General features: G+C 39.5%; 12 protein-coding genes and 1 tRNA gene. 8 read left to right on the top strand and 5 right to left on the bottom strand.

Translation table 11 applies throughout. From position 1 onward, the window contains the following. The first annotated feature begins 221 nt into the window (after positions 1 to 221). The 5 genes from AC0UA9_RS13375 to AC0UA9_RS13355 all read left to right on the top strand — a co-directional run bounded on the left by AC0UA9_RS13375 (position 222) and on the right by AC0UA9_RS13355 (position 6,202). Positions 222 to 857, top strand: coding sequence for an XrtA/PEP-CTERM system exopolysaccharide export protein (locus tag AC0UA9_RS13375; protein WP_475660603.1), 636 nt, complete (start codon positions 222 to 224; stop codon positions 855 to 857). Between the two features lie 246 nt (positions 858 to 1,103). Then, on the top strand, positions 1,104 to 2,684 hold the full coding sequence (locus AC0UA9_RS13370; RefSeq protein WP_475660602.1) for an XrtA system polysaccharide chain length determinant: 1,581 nt from the start codon (positions 1,104 to 1,106) through the stop codon (positions 2,682 to 2,684). 3 nt (positions 2,685 to 2,687) lie between these two features. Continuing rightward, on the top strand, positions 2,688 to 3,554 hold the full coding sequence (locus tag AC0UA9_RS13365) for an XrtA-associated tyrosine autokinase (protein ID WP_475660601.1): 867 nt from the start codon (positions 2,688 to 2,690) through the stop codon (positions 3,552 to 3,554). Further along, positions 3,517 to 5,130: a TIGR03016 family PEP-CTERM system-associated outer membrane protein gene (locus tag AC0UA9_RS13360; RefSeq protein WP_475660600.1), complete on the top strand. Its 1,614-nt coding sequence runs from the start codon at positions 3,517 to 3,519 to the stop codon at positions 5,128 to 5,130. The genes AC0UA9_RS13365 and AC0UA9_RS13360 overlap by 38 nt, the downstream gene beginning before the upstream one ends. Position 5,131: 1 nt before the next feature. Continuing rightward, positions 5,132 to 6,202, top strand: a complete 1,071-nt coding sequence (locus tag AC0UA9_RS13355) for an XrtA/PEP-CTERM system-associated ATPase (RefSeq protein WP_475660599.1) — start codon at positions 5,132 to 5,134, stop codon at positions 6,200 to 6,202. Between the two features lie 98 nt (positions 6,203 to 6,300). On the opposite strand, the gene prsR is transcribed toward AC0UA9_RS13355, so the two are convergent. The 4 genes from prsR to AC0UA9_RS13335 form a co-directional block, all read right to left on the bottom strand. After that, entirely contained in the window at positions 6,301 to 7,653 is a 1,353-nt protein-coding gene (gene prsR / locus AC0UA9_RS13350; RefSeq protein ID WP_475660598.1) for a PEP-CTERM-box response regulator transcription factor, read from the bottom strand. A 70-nt stretch (positions 7,654 to 7,723) separates the two neighbouring features. Then, positions 7,724 to 9,751 carry an XrtA/PEP-CTERM system histidine kinase PrsK gene (gene prsK / locus AC0UA9_RS13345; protein WP_475660597.1) on the bottom strand — a complete coding sequence of 676 codons (2,028 nt, stop codon included), beginning with the start codon at positions 9,749 to 9,751 and terminating at the stop codon, positions 7,724 to 7,726. A gap of 3 nt (positions 9,752 to 9,754) precedes the next feature. Next, positions 9,755 to 12,841, bottom strand: a complete 3,087-nt coding sequence (locus AC0UA9_RS13340) for an efflux RND transporter permease subunit (protein ID WP_475660596.1) — start codon at positions 12,839 to 12,841, stop codon at positions 9,755 to 9,757. Positions 12,842 to 12,843: 2 nt separating this feature from the next. After that, positions 12,844 to 13,953, bottom strand: a complete 1,110-nt coding sequence (locus tag AC0UA9_RS13335) for an efflux RND transporter periplasmic adaptor subunit (RefSeq protein WP_475660595.1) — start codon at positions 13,951 to 13,953, stop codon at positions 12,844 to 12,846. A 288-nt stretch (positions 13,954 to 14,241) separates the two neighbouring features. On the opposite strand from AC0UA9_RS13335, the gene AC0UA9_RS13330 reads away from it, so the two are divergent. Then, a tRNA-Arg gene (locus tag AC0UA9_RS13330) sits at positions 14,242 to 14,318 on the top strand. Positions 14,319 to 14,576: 258 nt separating this feature from the next. On the opposite strand, the gene AC0UA9_RS13325 is transcribed toward AC0UA9_RS13330, so the two are convergent. Continuing rightward, positions 14,577 to 14,726 carry a hypothetical protein gene (locus tag AC0UA9_RS13325; RefSeq protein WP_475660594.1) on the bottom strand — a complete coding sequence of 50 codons (150 nt, stop codon included), beginning with the start codon at positions 14,724 to 14,726 and terminating at the stop codon, positions 14,577 to 14,579. A 264-nt stretch (positions 14,727 to 14,990) separates the two neighbouring features. Here AC0UA9_RS13325 and AC0UA9_RS13320 point away from each other — a divergent pair, with 264 nt between their 5' ends. After that, entirely contained in the window at positions 14,991 to 18,482 is a 3,492-nt protein-coding gene (locus tag AC0UA9_RS13320; protein WP_475660593.1) for an ExeM/NucH family extracellular endonuclease, read from the top strand. Positions 18,483 to 18,517: 35 nt separating this feature from the next. Then, positions 18,518 to 19,117 carry a PEP-CTERM sorting domain-containing protein gene (locus tag AC0UA9_RS13315; protein WP_475660592.1) on the top strand — a complete coding sequence of 200 codons (600 nt, stop codon included), beginning with the start codon at positions 18,518 to 18,520 and terminating at the stop codon, positions 19,115 to 19,117. Positions 19,118 to 19,243: the final 126 nt, after the last annotated feature.

Here is a 19,243-nt window from a genome sequence, read left to right as displayed (position 1 = left end):
TATAGTCAACTACACACCATAGATATACTTGCCTTATAATCATATATCTATCACTACTACCACGAAAATTCTTATTATAATAAGATAAAAAAGTAATTCTAACAAAAATATACCTAAAGTTAACGTTTTATTTACAGTTGTTAAATGTGGCATCTGTGAAAAAAATACCCTACAATCAACAGTAGAATTACAAATAATTTTTTCTGTTTAAGGTACGAAGCATGGATATAAACTTGAGCAAGACACTAAAAGTAACCGTTGTTTTACTTTTAGCACAAATCATTTCTGCCTGTTCTACTAATCATTTACCAACGGCAACATTACACCCATCGACTACAGCAGACGTTAACTCTTATAAGTATCTTATTGGTGCTGGTGATGTACTGAATATATTCGTTTGGCGTAATCCTGAGGTTTCCGGCTCTTTTGTCGTGCGCCCTGATGGCATGATTACCACCTCATTAGTTGAAGACATTAAAGTCTCAGGTAAAACACCAACAGAATTAGCCCGTTCAATAGAAGCAATATTAGCCACTTACTTAAGAGACCCTATTGTTACGGTTACCGTAGATAGCTTTGTTGGTCCGTTTAGTGAGCAAATACGTGTTATTGGTGAAGCCGCACAACCCCGCGCAATAAACTATACACAGCACATGACCTTACTCGACGTAATGATTCAGGTTGGTGGTTTGACCGAGTTTGCCAATGGCAATAATGCTGTTTTAGTGAGAATTGAAAATGGCAAGCAACAGCAATATGACATACTGATCGACAGTTTAATAAAAGACGGCAATATTAGCGCCAATGTAGATATGCTCCCTGGTGATATTATTATTATTCCTGAAGCTTGGTTTTAAGTAAAATGCGTTTTTCGTTGCTTCAACGCAAAATGCCTACGCACCTGCTCGCCTAAGCAAAGATTTATTCCGACCAACGAGTAATATGGCCTTGGGTGCTAGAAAGCTAAGTAGTACCATTAGTGCAGGTTTGTTGTAGGTAACATCTATCGTACACAGGTGCTTAGTTTAGATGGAAATTTGTTCTAACAAAAAGGGTAAAACATCCTTTTATAAAAATATAATTAATGAAGGTTAGTGTTCAGAATGCAAGAATTATTTGATGATTTACTCGATTATTTAAAAGGTATTTGGATTAAACGTCGGTATATCATTATATCAACTTGGTTAATTTGTCCTATTGGGTGGGGGGTAGTTGCTATGATGCCTGACGTTTATGAGTCTGAAGCACGAGTTTATGCCGACACCCAATCAATTTTAGAGCCTTTATTAAAAGGGCTTACGGTACAAACAGACCCTGACGTTCAAATAAACTTAATGATAAAAACGCTACTGAGTAGGCCGAACTTAGAGCGCATTTCACGCATGACCGATTTAGATATTCAAGCTGATACTCCCCAGCAATATGAAGGGATTATCAATCGGCTGAAAGAAAATATCATCATCAATAAAACACGCGGTAGGGATAATATATTTACCATATCTTTTGAAGATAAAGATCCTGAAATGGCAAAAAATGTAGTGCAATCTGCGTTAACAGTATTTATAGAGAATACCCTAGGACAAAACCGGACAGACGCTGACTCTGCACAAAAGTTCTTAAAAAGCCAAATTGCCGAATATGAAAACAGGTTAACCGTTGCAGAAGCTCGTTTAACCAATTTTAAACAAAAATACACTGGTATGCTGCCAAATCAATATGGCGGTTATTACAATAAACTCAATAAAGCTAAAGAACAGTTACAAGCAATTGAATTAGATCTACTTGAAGCTCAAACACAACTTGAGTCAGCCAAGGCTCAATTAAATAACGTACCTGCTAAATCGGCGAATGCTCAAAATAAAATTCAAACAGAAACGTCAATACAAACAAGTTACGATGAGCGTATTGCTGAATTAGAGCTGACCTTAGACTCATTACAATTAAAATACACCGATAAGCATCCCGATGTAATGGAAGCGAAAAGGCGCCTAGAGCATATAGAAGAACAACGAGCTAAAGAAATAGAGGACTACTTAAGTGTGCCAAACAGTGATGCATTAATCACTAGCCAAAACCCCGTCATTCAACAATTACAAATTCAAGTGAATCAATTTGAAAACCAAGTTGCTTCAATTAAAGTCAGAGCGCAAGAACACCAATCTCAAGTTGATGAGCTTGAAAGTAAAATTCATATTTTACCTGAAATAGAAGCTGAATTTGTTGCCCTTAATCGCGGTTATGAAATAACAAAAAAGAAGTACGAAGAGCTGTTAAACCGGCAAGACACCGCTCAGCTAGCACAGCAAGCGGACGAAACCACCAATAAAATTCAATTCAAAGTAATAGATCCACCACGAGCAGCTGACAAGCCTTCTGGGCCTAAGCGGATTTTATTCTTAATTTTAGTCACTTTTATTGGTTTTGGCGCAGGCATAGGTTTGTCATTATTGCTTAGCCAATTGTCGCCTGTCGCAACGTCGACTGCGCAATTGTCTAAAGCGACCGGCGTCCCTGTTTTTGGCGTTGTCTCTGCTAACCAAAACTTAGGGCTACAAAAGTGGCATAAAAAGAAAACAATTATATTCATTGCTTCTAACCTTGTTCTGCTTATTATTCTTGTTATATTTATCAGTTATTTTTTATTTCCTGATGCCATTCAAGCACCAATCAAGGGACTATTATAAGCCATGAGTACCATAGAAAAGGCGTTGGCCAAACAACAAGCCGCACAAGACAACCAAGCACTTGAAACAACAGCCCCAATAGAGCCATCAATGCAAGAGGCAGTAGCGCCAACCCAAGCCACAAGCAAAAATAAAGAAACACTTATTTTAAACGGCGAACAGTTAACCGAGCGAGGCTTTATCTACGGTGCTAATAGTGCACACCATATACAAGAAGAGTTTCGTCACATTAAACGTAAGTTAATCAATAATGCTTTTGGGCCTGCGTCTAAAACATTAAAGCACAGCAATTTAATTATGGTGACTAGCTCAAACCCCAATGAAGGTAAAACGTTTGTTTCTATTAATCTCGCGTTAAGTATTGCGCTAGAGCAAGATAAAACCGTTTTATTGATTGATGCTGATGTATTAAGGCCCAGCATACATAAAGAGTTTGAGTTTGAAAGCAAACAAGGCTTGCTTGAATACCTACTTGATGAAGCCCCCTCATTATCAGATGTTATTTATAATACCAATATTGCCAACTTAAAATTAATCCCTGCTGGTAAACCTCATCATTTAACCAATGAGCTACTAGCCAGTGCTAAAATGGTATCACTCGCTGAAGAGTTGGCTCAACGCTACCCCGACCGTCTTGTTATTTTTGATTGCCCGCCCATCATAGGGGTGACTGAAACCCCTGTTCTGTCGAGCTTAGTTGGACAAGCGGTGATTGTTGTAGAAGAGTCAAGAACAAAAATAGAACAGGTAAAAATAGCAGTCTCTCAACTAAATGAAGATATTGCTATCGGCTTCGTAATGAATAAAACCATTAGATCTAAAAAGGATGAATATGGCTATTATGGCTATGGTTACGGCAAGAAAATCTAAACATTTTTGCCTAGCTAACGCACTTTCACTACTGTTTTGTTTCACTTGTTCATCTTGGTCTATGGCCGGAGAGTGGCAGTTTAAGCCTAATTTCGGCATAGAAGAAACCTATACTGACAATGTTGAACTCACAACAATAGACCCAACTTCTAGTCTAGTGTCACAAGCAATTTTTGGCGTAGACTTTGGTTATCAATCACGCGTGGCCAACCTAGCATTCACCGGTAAAAGCAACAACCTTTTCTTTAGCCATGATACAGATGTTAATGACAATTATCTCACGCTTGATACCCACGGCCAGTATAGCCTCTGGGCTGACGGACCACAGTTATTTGCCACGGCAACTGTTGACAATATTAATCGAAACAATGCCAACAATGGGCTGGCTGATTTAGTGTCAGGTGACACAATTAAAGCAGAAAGCTATGCTTCTGGCCTGCTTTACAATGTTAACAATAGCAGCTTTTCTCTTGATTCATCAATAAGTTACAATGTCAGTAGGTTTGAAGATAATATTGGTGAATATAATGCGACCTCTGCTTACTTAGCAACACAAAACAACAGCAATGCACGCACGACCTTTTGGCAGCTAACCGGTAATTATACAAATAGAGAGCAAAAGTCATTAGGGGTAACCAGCACAGGAAAACAATACACTATTGACGCAAAACTAGGACTAATAACCTCAATAAACCTCAATCCCTTTGTGCGTTTTTACGATGAGGATTTCTCGGGCAATGTTGCAAATCAAAGGCAAATGGCAACCACGTCATGGGGGCCAGGTATTCGTTGGTTAGTATCACAACATTTACACCTAGATCTCTCTTACAATTATGTCTCTGATGATCAAGTAAGTGATGATTACATTAACGCCTCCATTCAATGGAACCCTTCTCCAAGAACATCATTAGCTGCGGGTTATAGCCAACGTTTTTTTGGTGAGTCTTACAACCTTAACCTACAACATCGTACAAGGCGTTTAACCAATACCATTACCTACGATGAAAGCTTAGAGGTATTTGACCGAAACAGCTATCAACAAGTCGATTTAGGCGCATTCTGGTGCCCTGCTGAGACAGTGATAGAAAATATTTCACACTGCTTTGCTCAATCAGCACAACCAACTGATGGTGAGTTTCAGCTAACAAACTTGTATACCTTGGCGCTAATAGAAAGCAATGAGTTTTCTTTAAACAAGCGTTTTGCTTGGAGCTCAAGACTACAACTCGCCCGAACCTCTTTTACCTTGAATGCTAGTGGTTCAAGGCGTGAAGGAATTGAGTCTAGCTTGGTTGATGATACTTTAAGCGCTGGCTTTACGATTAACAGAAAGGTCAGTGGAAAGAGTGAATTAACCTTCACGACAAAATACGACTACCTTATTTTTGATAAAAACAACCCCGAAGGCAGTAGACAAGAAGATCATTACAGAACGGTGTCTGCTATTTACACTAAAAATTTAACTTCATCTTTATCAACGCACTTTACCCTTCAACATATTAATAGAGATTCAAACCTTGAACGGTATACCTACGATGAAATGCGCGCAATAATTAACGTTACCAAAGAATTTTAATATGTATGAAAGTTATTATGGTTTTACAGAAAAACCATTCCAGTTAAGTCCTGATCCTCGTTTTTTCTTTGCCACTAGCCATCACCAACGTGCATTGTCTTATTTACGCTATGGTTTAGACCAAGGCGAAGGCTTTATTGTGATCACCGGCCCAATAGGCACAGGTAAAACAACGATTGCCCGTAATTTATTGTCCTCCATTGGCGATGAAAATATTGTTGCAGCACAATTAGTTACAACAAAATTATCACCTAACGAATTACTTGAGCTTGTTGCTACTGAGTTTAAAATTCCATTAAAAGAGCGCTGCACTAAAGCAGAAGTATTGCGCAGCATAGAGACATTTTTAGGGCAACTTCACAAGCAAGGTAAACGCGCCTTGCTCTTGGTTGATGAAGCGCAAAATCTACCGGCTGAAACCGTAGAAGAATTAAGAATGTTGTCAAATTTTCAACTTGACGATAAGCCGTTAATACAAAGTTTTTTACTTGGCCAAGAAGAGCTTAAAGATATTATTCAGGCGCCTAATATGGAGCAGTTTAGGCAGCGTATTATTGCTTCTGCGCACTTACAGCCATTAAGCGTAGCCGAAGTAAAAAGTTATATTAACCATAGGTTACAACAAGCTGGCTGTGTAAAAGAAGCCTTGTTTTTAGATGACGCTTTTGCATTGATCCATCAAAAAACACTTGGTGTTCCTCGTAAAATTAATATTTTTGTTGATCGCTTATTACTGTTCGGCTTTTTGGAGGAATTAAACCAATTTACTCTGGAGGATATTACTGCGGTTGCCCAAGAAATGTCAGTTGAGCTCACAGGCTCTTTAAGCACGCGCACACTTGAAAACAACCAAAAGAATAGCCAAGGGGCGGCTCAACAAGTGGTTAATTCAACTGAAAACGTTGAAAACATAAGAGAAGTTTTACGCGAAGTTGAAGAGATATTAGAAGGGACAATTAAAGAGAAAGTTAAATTAGCCCGCTATGTTGATAAACTCCTGAAACAAAAAAATCGACAGTTTGCCCAGGCGCAAGTAGAGCAAGGGACAGAGGAAAGCAGAGAAGAGCCTTAATCTCCTCTTACTATAATACCTCAACTAACGCCAGCAACCCGTAGTTTTTCAACGACCAATAGCCGCTACAGGCCGCTGCGTTAACAAGGCCTTAGGCACTAGCTATTGTTAATACTCAATTCATATTTTTCAATTAATGAGTACAAGGTAGGCCGTGTTACGCCGAGTAGCTCAGCGGTTTTAGACATGTTGCCCTCAGCAAGCGCGTACGCTTTTTGAATAGCAATTGATTCCGCCTGCTCTCTTACCGCACGTAAGTTTAACGACAGCTCGTAGTTGCTATCATTATGGTCAAAAAAGCCTAAATCAAATGCAGTGACCTGTACACCAGTACTCATTACGACTGATGATTTAACTTTATTTTGTAGCTCACGAATATTACCGGGCCACTTATGCGCTTTAATAGCGCTAATAGCATCATCAGCAAATGATTTTGCATTACTTTTATATTCAGTAGCATAAAGTTGTAGGAAATATTGCGCCAGTATTAACACGTCTTCTTCACGGTCACGTAATGGCGGAATATTCAGTGTTATTTCGCTGACGCGATAAAATAAGTCTTCGCGAAACGTTTTATTCGCCACCATTTCTTCTAAGTTTTGATTGGTTGCACAAACCACTCTAACATTAACCGGTATTTCCTCTCGCCCGCCTAATCTTTCTATCACTTTCTCTTGTAAAAACCGAAGCAATTTAGCCTGTAAGTTAAAGGGCATATCACCAATTTCGTCAAGAAATAAAGTACCACCTTCTGCGCATTCTATTTTGCCTTTAGTGGTTTTATGCGCCCCTGTAAATGCCCCTTTTTCAAAACCAAACAGCTCACTCTCAAGTAAATTTTCAGGGATAGAGGCACAGTTAATAGCAATAAAAGGCTGCTTGACTCTGTCGCTAGCTAAGTGTACTGCCTTAGCTGCCACTTCTTTACCGGTGCCACTTTCACCTAATAATAATGCGGTAATATTGGTTGGTGCAATACGCTTGATCATCGTTCGCAAGCGGTCAACAGCTGCACTATTACCAATAATGCCAATGTTACTATCGGTCACGGCTCGCATTGTGCGGTTTTCGCTTTCTATCGTTGCTAACGTTAATGCCCTAGAAATAATGACATTAATTACTTCAGCATCAATGGGTTTTTGATAAAAGTCATAAGCACCTGCTGAGACTGCCTTTAAGGCATTTGCTCTGTCTTCGTTACCGGTAATGACTATTACCTTGGTGTGTGGCGCAATCGCTAGAATTTCTTCTAATGCTTTTAGCCCTTCGCTTGCATTAGCTGGGTCGGGGGGCAAACCTAAATCTAAGGTAACAACTTTAGGCTCGTAGCGCCGAACAGCGGCAATAGCAGACTCGCGGTCACTCGCAAGTACAGGGCTGTAGTCAGACAAACTCCATTTCAGCTGTTTTTGAATACCTTTATCGTCATCTACAATTAATACTTTTTCCATTGAAGTCTTTATCCTAATTTATTATCTGTGTGAACTTCTATTCAAGCCTCAACTACCACATAGCACTTTTTTACGCTGGTAAACTAATTATCATTTTTGTGCCCTGCCCTTCAATACTTTCAGCCGTTAAACTACCGGCAAGGGTTTCAAAAAATTGCTTTGCTTCAAACACACCAATGCCCATACCCGCATTACCTTTTGTGGTATCAAAAGGTTTAAAAAGCCTTGTTTTAATAAAGCTTTCTGACATACCACAACCATTATCACTAATAATAATGTTGATCTGATTATGATGTTTTTCTAATGCAATGTTTACCCAGCCATCACTAGGGGTTGCTTCTTGTGCATTTTGCACTAAATGATTCATCACCGAGAAAAAGCGTTCATTATCTATATTGAGTAAATAATTTTCTTTATAGTGCAGCGTCACCTGTGGCTGTGTTACGTTTCGTTGGACAATGACACGTTTAATAATATCCACTATATCGACTTCTTTGCTCGTTGATTGCGCAGCTTGCTTATGTCTTAATTGTGTTAGTACTTTCGCGAGCCGCTCTGTTGCTGACTCTACGGTTTCAAAAACATCATCAACAAATTCAGGGTTGTCACGATGTTGTACAGCATTCGATGTGATCAGCGCTAATTGTGCTTGAATATTTTTTAAATCATGCACTAAAAACGCAGACATTTGGTTAAACGCATCAAATTGTTTAGACTCGGCTAATTTATCATTCGCTTCATTTAAAGAGATAAAATTGCCCAATTGCTTAGCAATCGCGAACAGTAGGTCCCTGTCTTCCCAGTTAAGTTTTTTCTCTTCGCCACTATTGAGTAATACAAAAAAACCATAGAAAATTTTCCCGATAAAAATTGGTACTAAAATATTCACGCCAGCGTCATGCCACATTTTAGGTTGAATAAATAACCCTGGATAGGCAAGCGGGTTATCACTGTATTGGTCAATATCAATAATCCAACCTTGGTGCTTAGTGAAGTGTTCAAGTAGCACTAAATCCTCATTAAATGACTCATCTAGCTTGATACCGTCACTATATTTTTCGATAAAGCGATTATTACCCATTGCTTTTAAAATACTGCCACCGCTAGCATCTACTTTAGACATCATAATGTTTAATGACATTTGGTAATAGTTTTCATCGGTCGCCGTTTCAATTTTGCCAATAAGCTCTAACCACTCTTCTCGGTATTCATATTTATTGGCGAAAAAATGCTTTGAAATAAAAACCTTAACCTGACGGCGCACTGTTTCGGTAATCAGCAATACCGCCAGCACAATGCTGCCAAGAATAAAGAAACCAAAGCTGACAAATTGTCCCCATTTACCGCCAAAGTAATTAATTAAGTAACCCGCTACCGCCATAACTAATAAATATAACCCGGCAATCATAAGCATTGAGCTATAAAACACCACATTGCGCGAGACAAATATTCGCACTGTACCGGCTTTAAAGCGCCGAATACTCACTAACAGTAGAGGCACTGCTACCGCTGACAAATACCCTCTGATATACCAAAAGTTAAATTCAACGCCTTCGATCATAGTGGCTTGGGCATAGAGTACAAAGTCAAATACCGCCACGCTACCTAAAGCAATAACCAGTGGCGTAATAGACTTCTTAGCTTCAATGTTAGCGCCTCTGTAAACTTGCTCAAGTAACACCAAACTAGTTAAGTTAAGTAAAACAAAGAGTAAAAACAAGTATTCGTAAGCATGGTCTAAGATATAGGTTAAAGTCCAGCACACAACAGACGAGACTAGCCAGAAAAGTAAGTACTTACCTACCACCTTATTTTGTAGTATTTCTTTAATATTACCCGTTTCAATATTAAAGCTAAGAATTAACACGGAAAATGCCGCTATTTTAATCGCATCAGCCAGCATGGCCCATTGCAAAGAAAAGCCCAAGCTAATTTGCAAGGCAGCAATAACATTCGCTGTTGTTGCCATTAACGCGCTGAACAACAACCATTTAGCAATGCTTGATTTATTATGAGCGGCAAGAATTAATAACGAAAAAAGCACATAAGCAATACTCGCAAAACTATAACCCCAAATACCAACACTATACATTTGCATACGTTAATTGTTTTCCTGCTCAAGAGTGTAAGGTTGGCTGTTTGCACGCGTCAGCAACTCTGTTAGCACAGGCACGAGCAAAAAGCTTGAAATTGCAGAAACACATAGCCCTGAAATAAGCACAACGCCCAACGGTTGCCATAAGGCGCCACCATACAAGGTTAGCGGAATTAAACCACCAATAGTCGTTAAGGTAGTTAGCAATATTGGCGTAAAGCGGGTGGCGCTCGCGCTCAGTATTGATTGTTGCTTGCTCTGCCCTTTTGCTAAGTTTCTATTACTGCTGTCAATGAGCATAATCGCGTTATTAACTACAATACCAAATAAGCTAATAAGACCAATAAATGCCATCATAGAAAATGAAAGCCCTGTTAAATACAGCCCAATGACCGACCCTGCCATCGCAAAAGGAATAGAGCTAAAAATAATAAGTGGCTGTAAAAAAGATTTAAATTGCAACACTAACACAGCAAAGATACCAATCGCGGTGATCATCATAATTTGTGTTAACCCCGCGAAAGACTCTTGCCTAGACTCTTCTTCTCCTCCCAAGGTATAGTACATCCCCATAGGTAAGTTATACTGCTCAATATATTGTACAAATTCTTCGGTGAGTGCTTTTACAGAATAACCTGAAGCGGCATCAGCCGATATTTTTGCCATACGTAATTTTTGATAATGAAAATAATCAGTTTGCCCTTTTTGCAACTGCATATCAACCACTTGCATTAGTGGGATTTGCTCGCCTGTTTTACTCGTAATATAACTCGCTAACAAGGTGTTAATATCAGCGTCTTTAGTGCGCACTAAAATCGGGTAATCTTCGCCATTGCTATCATTTAATCGACCAATATAAGTGCCTGTTAACACTGACTGCAAAGTTTGGTCTAGCGCATTAATGTCTATATTTGACAAGCCTGCTTTATCATAATCAATGGATAAGCTCAGTTCTGTATTTGCTACACCAATAGGGTTTTCAATGTTAATAGTGCCTTGGGTTTCAGCCATTTTATGCGCTAAGTCCTTGGCGACTTGCTCTAAATCAGCTAAAGATTCTGACATTAACCGAATGGCTATCGGTTTATCTGTTACGGGGCCTTGGGTGAATTCTTTTACCGTAATTTTTGCCTGCGACCACTGAGTAAATTCATTACGTAACGTTCTCACTAATGCCGCGACACCTTCGGTATTAAATTCTTTTAATACTACTAGTACTTGGCCATACTTAACCACCCCCCGTTTAGGGATTTCATTATAATAAATACGGGGATTAGCGCTCCCGACATTTAACGCAACTTTATCCACCAACCCTTGCTGCTCAATGAAGTGTGTCATTTCTTGCATCACGCTATCGGTATATTTCAACGATGAATTAGGTGGTGTTTCCACATCAATTAAGAGCATGGGTTTTTCGGCTTTAGGAAATAAACTTAAGCCCACCTCAGAAAAAAGTGACAACATACCTAACAAACTAACGCACGCGATACCAATAACCAGGGCTCTTAAACGAAACAGCCTTTTCAACCACCTTGTATAGGAGTTTTCAGCAAAGTGATTAATATAATGTTGTAGCGTTTTAATTTTTTTAGTTTTTCTCACGCCGCCTTGCTCACTTGCCTGAGACAATAAAAGCCGACTCGCTAAAAAAGGCGTAAAGGTTAGCGCAATTAACAGCGATGCTAATAACACTAACACAACCGTAACCGGCATAGAGCGAATAAAATCACCGGTATCACTTGCTAACATCAGCATGGGCAAGAAGGCTAACATGGTAGTGATAGTGCCACTTGAAATTGCCCAGCCCACTTTACTGGTACCGGCAATGGCAGCATCAGCAAGCGATAGATGGCTTTTCCTTTCTCTATGAATGCTTTCAGTTACCACAATAGCGTTATCAACTAGCAAGCCCAAGGCAATAATAAGCCCCACAATAGACATTTGCTGTAAACCAAAACCAGCAAAGTCTAGCCAGCCAATGGCAATAAGAAAAGAAAGCGGAATAGCTATCATCACCACCACAGCTTCTCTTACCCCTAGAAACAGCAACGATAATAAGCCTACCAGTGCCAGCCCCTGCCAAAGATTGTTAAAAAAGCCATTAACGCGGCTTTCAACACTGTCTGCTTGCTCAAACAAAACCGCAAGCTTTAATTGCGCTGGTATAGTTTTTTCAAATTGGGCTATTTCCGCTTGTATCGCTGTTGTTAGAGAAAAGATATTAGTATTATTGCGTTGTTCAACGGTAATAAATATAACAGGCTTTTTATCATAGTAAGCTAAGTAACTAGGATCTTGGCTAGCAAAACTCACCTTTGCAACGTCTTTAAGCCGTAAAACAAAATCATCATTTGAAACAATAATGGTTTCTGCTAATTGGGTTGTTTTTTCAAAGTTACCACTGGTTTTTACATTAAACCGGCGTGTTTTTGCATCAACAAAGCCGGGCGTAATATTTATCGCTCGCCCTTCTAATACCTGTAATACTTGGGTAATTGGCACGTTGTGGTGTAATAGTAAATCTTGATTTAAATCAACCGCAACGATTTGTTGAGGATACCCCCACACATCAGCTTTTTTAACACTGCCTATTGTTTCTAGGCGCTTTGCTAACAGTTTGGCATAAAACTCCATTTGTTTGTAATCAGTCGGCTCAGTCCATAAGGCTAGTTGCACGACAGCAACGGCTGTTGGGGTCGCTTTTAACACCAGTAAATCTTGTACGCCAGCAGGTAATGACGGTTTTACGGTAGAAACCGCTAATTGTACTTTATTAAAAGCAAGCTCAGCATCTGCGCCATAATGAAACTTCACCTCAATACGAGCACCACCATTTTTTATTTGCGATTCAACTTTTTTGATATTTTCGATGTCGGCAAACTCAGCTTCAAGGGGGTCAACGACCAAGGTCTCAATATCACTGGGCGATGCGCCAGGGTATATAACTTCAATTAAGGTTATAGGAATATCAAACTGAGGGTCTTCACTTCGCGGCATGTTCAGATAAGACACTATACCAACCAGCACTAATAGCACCACTATGGTTAGCGTGAACTGTGCATTTTTAATCGCTAAACGAGGTAACTTCATCATTCTTACTTATTGGCAGAGGTGGGAGACAAATGATTCCATCCCTGCGAAATAACAGTTAATGTTGGTGAGTTTTCTTGAGCTGTTAAATAAATAAAGTCATTATCTATTTTATAAATAACAAAGGCCTGTTGCTGCGGCTTATTATGCTGCTCGAGCATTATTAATGCCTGCCCTTGTTCATTCATAGCGTTCAATGCGACTAAAGGTAAACGATAAACAAACTGTTGGCTTTGCACATCAATCGCTATTTTTGCTAGCTGCCCAGCAATAATCGGCTGAGTGAGGTTAGTTTCTGCTAAGGCAACTTCAATAGTAAATAAATGGTTGCGGCTATCCGCTATTGCCGGAATTTTACTAACTCTACCCTGCATTACTCCGATATACGGCAAGTTAACTTTTACCTGCTGCTTTAAATGCACTAAGGCAACTTCTTTACCCGTCAAAGAAACCCGAGCGATTAAATTATTTGTTGATGCCGCCACCCGTAGTACGGCAGCTCCCGGTGATTGTAACTCGCCTAAATCAGTATTTCTCTGCAGCACCACGCCATTGAAGGGGGCTAAAATTTGTGCTTTTTCTAAATTATAAGCTGCTACCTTGTGGGTTGCTCTTGTCGTTTCTACCGTAGTAAGCGCGTCGTCTAAGTCTTGTTGTGAGCTTAGGTTTTGTTTTATTAAGGCTTTAACGCGGGTTATATTACGTTTAGCTTGCAGCAAACGTGCATAAGCGGCATTTTTTTCAGCAAGCAATTCCGCGGTGTCTAAGGCCGCAAGTACTTGGCCTTTTTCAAAAGTTCCACCTTCATCAATAGTTAACTCGGTTAAAAACCCAGCCGATTTAAATGACAGACTCACCTCTCTGGCAAAATCTATTTTACCAGTACGTTGTATGGTTTGCGTATAAGGTTCTGCGTCAATTTGTGTCACCTGATATCCGCCCTTATCAGTCCTTTGGTTTAGCGTTTGTGTTACCCCTTGTTTAGCGGCAAAGACCAGGCAGAAAAACAACAAAGCCAAAACAAGGTTGTGATTTTTTGGCTTAATTATTTTCAATATGTTGATCAATATTGGCTGGTGACAGTCAAAGTAAAGCGGAGATTCTATTTTTGTCATAATTAAATAGCAATTTATTCAATAGTCAATTGAAAGTATAATCTCTACTTTAGGCATTTTTTCTAATAAAGTACATTAATATCGTTGGCTTATAATGCTAATTTGATCAACGGTTACCTTGCTTAAATAAGAAAATATTCACACTCATCGCTAGACAAATCCCCTTATTAGCTATAGTATTTCGGCGCTTATCGCATGCAAGCCTAAACTTATCTTGGTTGCGTTTGATATTTAAAAACAATAACCACTGCAAAAGATGTACGGCAACAACAGTTAAAACAATACTATGCACCATTAGCTCAGCTGGATAGAGCGTGCCCCTCCGGAGGGCAAGGCCGCAGGTTCGACTCCTGCATGGTGCGCCATTACTGGCTTCTTATCGTGTTCAATTATCAAAGCCCCCAATGTATTTAACATGTAGTCAATGACCGCTATTTTTCTTTGTCACAAAAGGTAAAAATATGCCTGTGACAGATCTGTACCAAATGACAGAGAGCTCAATGACTCCGCTCAAAATTCAATCTCTACAGCTTTGGATAGAATACTAATACTTTAGCTTTTCTTGATTGGCTAGCCCTGTAATTAGATAACGATTGGCAATTTCATAACCGGAGTTTTTCAAGTTAGTTGTCAGTGCAATAAGACTCTATAAGATTAGGGAAATCTTTAAGAAGAATAAACTCTCTTACCTCGTTATTTTTCGCCTCTAAATATTCAACTTGGGCTTTAAGATTTTCGATAGTCTCGACAACCTGTTTAATATATTCACTCATAATAAAATTACAGAAATATTGCAGTTAAGTGATCACAAGCTTTACCGTGAAGTCAACAATATGACTACCTATGATAGCAAAGATTGTCTGCAAGCCCGCATTACCTATAATGAACCTGGTGACTACTTAAGACATTACTGATCAAAACTTTTGACCATCAAGTCAACTTTTACAAGAAAACCGCCATTAATTAACTAAACCGTAACATTTGCACGTCAAACTATCTCGACTATTTAATTAATTTTATTCATTCGGAGATATAAAATGAAAATAAGTAAGGAAAGACGGTTTTTTGTTAAACAGAAAATCAACTTAAGCGTGATAACCTTTTGTGTGGTTTCAAGCGTGGCCATGCAAGGTACGTTAAGCGCAAAAACACTGTTGTCTGAAGACTTTAGTCAATCAGCTTCAAACAATAAAGCGGTTGATAACGAAAATAGCGTCATTACAGGCGCGTGTTTTAATTGTCCAGATTTAAGCCCTATTGCTAATGCAGATGATTTTGATGCGGCCACTTATTATGCCCCTGTCATCAATGCGATTAATTCAGCACAAAGTGTTGATCTGATCCGCACCAGCCTCAATGAAGTTATTTCTGCCAATCATAAAAAATTAACCTACTCTCAAGCATGGACGGCTTTAACGGTAACCGATGAAGACCCGCTGAATAGTGACAACGTTATCTTGTTTTATCGTGGTATTTCAAAAGCAAAGACCGCCAATGGTAGTGGTTCGCAATCGACCAATCCAGACAACTGGAACCGTGAACATGTTTGGGCTAAAAGTCATGGTTTTCCAAGCAGTAGCGCCCTAGCTTATGCTGACATTCATCACTTAAGGCCTACCGATATTTCGGTTAATGCGTCACGCGGCAATTTAGATTTTGACCACAGCGATGCGCCTTTAGCTGAAGCGCCAGCAAACCGTGTTGATGGTAATTCATTTGAACCAAGAGATGCGGTAAAAGGTGATGTAGCACGTATCGTTTTATATATGGATATGCGCTATGCCGGTTTAGACTCTATAACGCCTAATTTACAAGTTGTTGATACATTAACATCGCCTAGAGAGCCAAAACTAGGCAAACTATGTACATTATTGGCATGGCATGATGCTGATCCGGTTGATGAATTTGAAATTAACCGTAATAACAAAATTTATGAATTCCAAGGCAACCGTAACCCCTTTATTGACAACCCTGAGTGGGTTTCAACGATTTACAGTGCTGAATGTTCCACCACTGAACCGGTTGTTCCTACTGAGCCGACTGAACCTACTGAACCTGTAGCGCCATTAACACCAGAACTGAATTTATTCTTTTCAGAGTACGTTGAAGGCTCTGGCTATAATAAAGCGGTTGAAATTTATAACCCCACAGAGTCAACCATTGATTTAACACAGTATCAGTTCAATCTATACTCAAACGGCAGCAAAAAAATTAGTAGTAGCTACACCTTAACGGGTGAGATTCTTCCTAAAGATGTCGTAGTGCTGGGGTCAACTCAAATTGCTAACGACAGTGCTTTAGCACCTTACATTGACCATTTTGTCAGTGCGGTTAACTTTAACGGCGATGATTACATTGAATTAGTTCACGGCGATCACATTATTGATAATGTTGGTATTTATGGCGTTAAACAAAACTGGGGCAAAGACACCTCATTAGTACGCTTAGCTTCAATACAATCGGGCGACACTGATCGCACAGACGAGTTTATTAAAGCAGAGCAATGGCAATCACATGCGCGAGATACGTTTAACAATTTAGGTTTTCATTTAGCAAATAATACTCCTACAGAGCCAACCGAACCTACAGAGCCGACAGAAGATCCTGAATTGGGTATGTGTAACGATGACGCTGACCTTATTAGTAGTATTCAAGGCAGTGCTGATAACTCTCCTGTTATTGGTGAAATAAAAGTGATTGAAGGTACTGTTACTGCAATAACGCCCGATTTAGCTGGTTACTTTGTTCAAGAAGAAGCAAGCGATACTGATAACGACTTAAACACCTCCGAAGCTATTTTTGTTTATGCCAACGGGATGTCAAATTTTCCAAGTGTAGGCAATAAAGTCAGAGTTAATGGCACAGTAAGCGAAAACTTTGGCCGCACTCAATTAACGGCGTCAACTAATTTTATTGATTGTGGTGTTGGGGAGCCAATTGAAGCAATCAAGGTATCTTTACCTGTTGCAAGTAGTGATTACTGGGAGACTATTGAAGGGATGTTAGTTCGTTTTACAGACACGTTAAACGTTAGTGATACTTATTATTTAGGCCGCTATGGTCAGGTAACCTTATCAAATGGTCGTTTAATTATTCCAACCAATCTATATAACGCGGGTAGTGAGCAAGCGCTAAATTTAGCCGATAAAAACAAGCGAAATCGTATTATTTTAGATGATATAAATAACGCGCAAAACCCTGATAATGTGCCATTCCCTGCCCCAGGGTTAAGCTATCAAAATACATTACGTTTAGGTGACTCTATCACTGCATTAACTGGGGTGATTGATTATAGTTTTAATGAGTTTCGTTTACTACCAACGACAACGCCACAGTTTACCCCTACCAATCCGCGCACTTCACAACCTGATGTTACTAATGCCGGCTCATTAACCGTTGCCAGCTTTAATGTATTAAATTACTTTAATGGCGATGGTGCAGGCCAAGGGTTTCCAACCGCTCGCGGGGCAAATACCTTAGCTGAATTTACCCGTCAAAATAGTAAAATTGTCTCGGCACTGGTTGATATGAATGCTGATATTGTTGGCTTGATGGAAATAGAGAACGATGGTTTTGGGGCTAACAGCGCGATTGCTGAGCTGGTATCACAACTGAATATTCAACTGGGTGAAAATAGCTATGATTATGTGAAAATGAATCAAGCGGGTATTGGCGAAGATGCAATCACGGTAGGCCTTATTTATAAACCGGCTACGGTTACTTTGGTCGGTGACGCTATCACGACTAATCAAGGTCCCTTTAATTTTGGTAACCGTCAACCGCTGGTGCAAACCTTTAAAGAAATTGCCACGGATGAGTCAATTACCATTGCGGTTAACCATTTTAAATCAAAAGGTAGCTGTGGTAGTGCTTCGGGTAACAACCTTGACCAAGGCGATGGCCAAGGCTGTTGGAATGCGTTAAGAACCCAAGCAGCGACCGCATTAGTTGACTGGTTAAACACCAACCCTACGGATTCCAGTAATAATAACCAACTCATTATTGGTGATTTAAATGCTTACGGTAAAGAAGATCCTATCAACGCAATTACCGCTAAGGGTTTTCGTAACCTAGTTGCTGATTATCAAGGCGTTGCAGGATATTCTTATACCTTTGGCGGCGAAATTGGCTATTTAGACCATGCGCTGGCAAATAATACTTTAGCTGAGCAAGTTGCTGATACGACTATTTGGCATATTAATGCTGACGAGCCTGCCGTTTTTGACTACAACACCGAATACAAATCGTCTGAACAGCTAACCACTTACTTTGCTGAAGACGCTTATCGCTCATCCGATCATGACCCTATTATTGTGTCATTTAATTTAAGCAGTCATGTTGAGCTACTCGGTGATTTTGATAACGATGGCGATATAGATAGACACGATATCACGCTATTCACCATGATGATTCGTCACGGCGAAATTGATAACCCCCAATATGACTTCAACCAAGATAGCGTTGTGAATCTCCTTGATATAAGAGCATTAATGTCTTTATGTACGCGTTCACGTTGTGCTGCAGAATAACACTTAACTTACGATAAATTTAACAGGAAATAACCATGAAAAAAGTAATATTATTATTAACGCTACTGTTCGTTTCACTCAGTAGCAAAGCCTCTTTACTTAGCATTGACTTAAATCAAGATAGCTATCAAGTGGGCGATGTATTAACCGCTGACTTTATTATTTCTGATATTGAAGACGACAGCTTTGGTTTTCAAAAGTTACTGGCAAGCTTTGAATTTGACTTACTATGGGATAACAGCCTAATTGAATATGCTTCGTTTAGTTTTGGCAATCAGCTCAATGTAGGATTGCTCGGTAGCGACCAATTTGCCACTGATGTAATGAGTAACAGCTTAACACTGTCTGAAATAAGCTATGCTTGGTGGGATGAATTATTACCCGCGCAAGAAGGGTTAAGCAGTTTTACCTTAGCCAGTATTAATTTTAATGTTATTGGCGATGGCTTAAGTGAGTTAGGGCTTACCAACGTCGCTTTTGGCGATGACTTTGGAATGAGTTTTACTGATGTTACTAGTAACAATAAAGCCTATGCTGTGGCTGCTAGCAACCCAGTATCTGTTCCTGAGCCAGCGAGTATTTTACTGTTATTACTTGCATTCACCTTGTTAGTGAGCAGAAAAAAAATACGTTAATAGACATAATGACTCCCCACGAGGTGCTAGCCTCCAAATTCGTGGGTTAGTAAAACCAGAGCCATAATTAGTGTGTTAAACAACTAAAACTGGAGGCTAGCATGTATAAACATAACATAATTTTTA

The organism is Colwellia sp. F1, from assembly GCF_056238625.1.
Note: the sequence above shows the minus strand (reverse complement) of the source record. Positions and strands in the feature narration are given on the sequence as shown.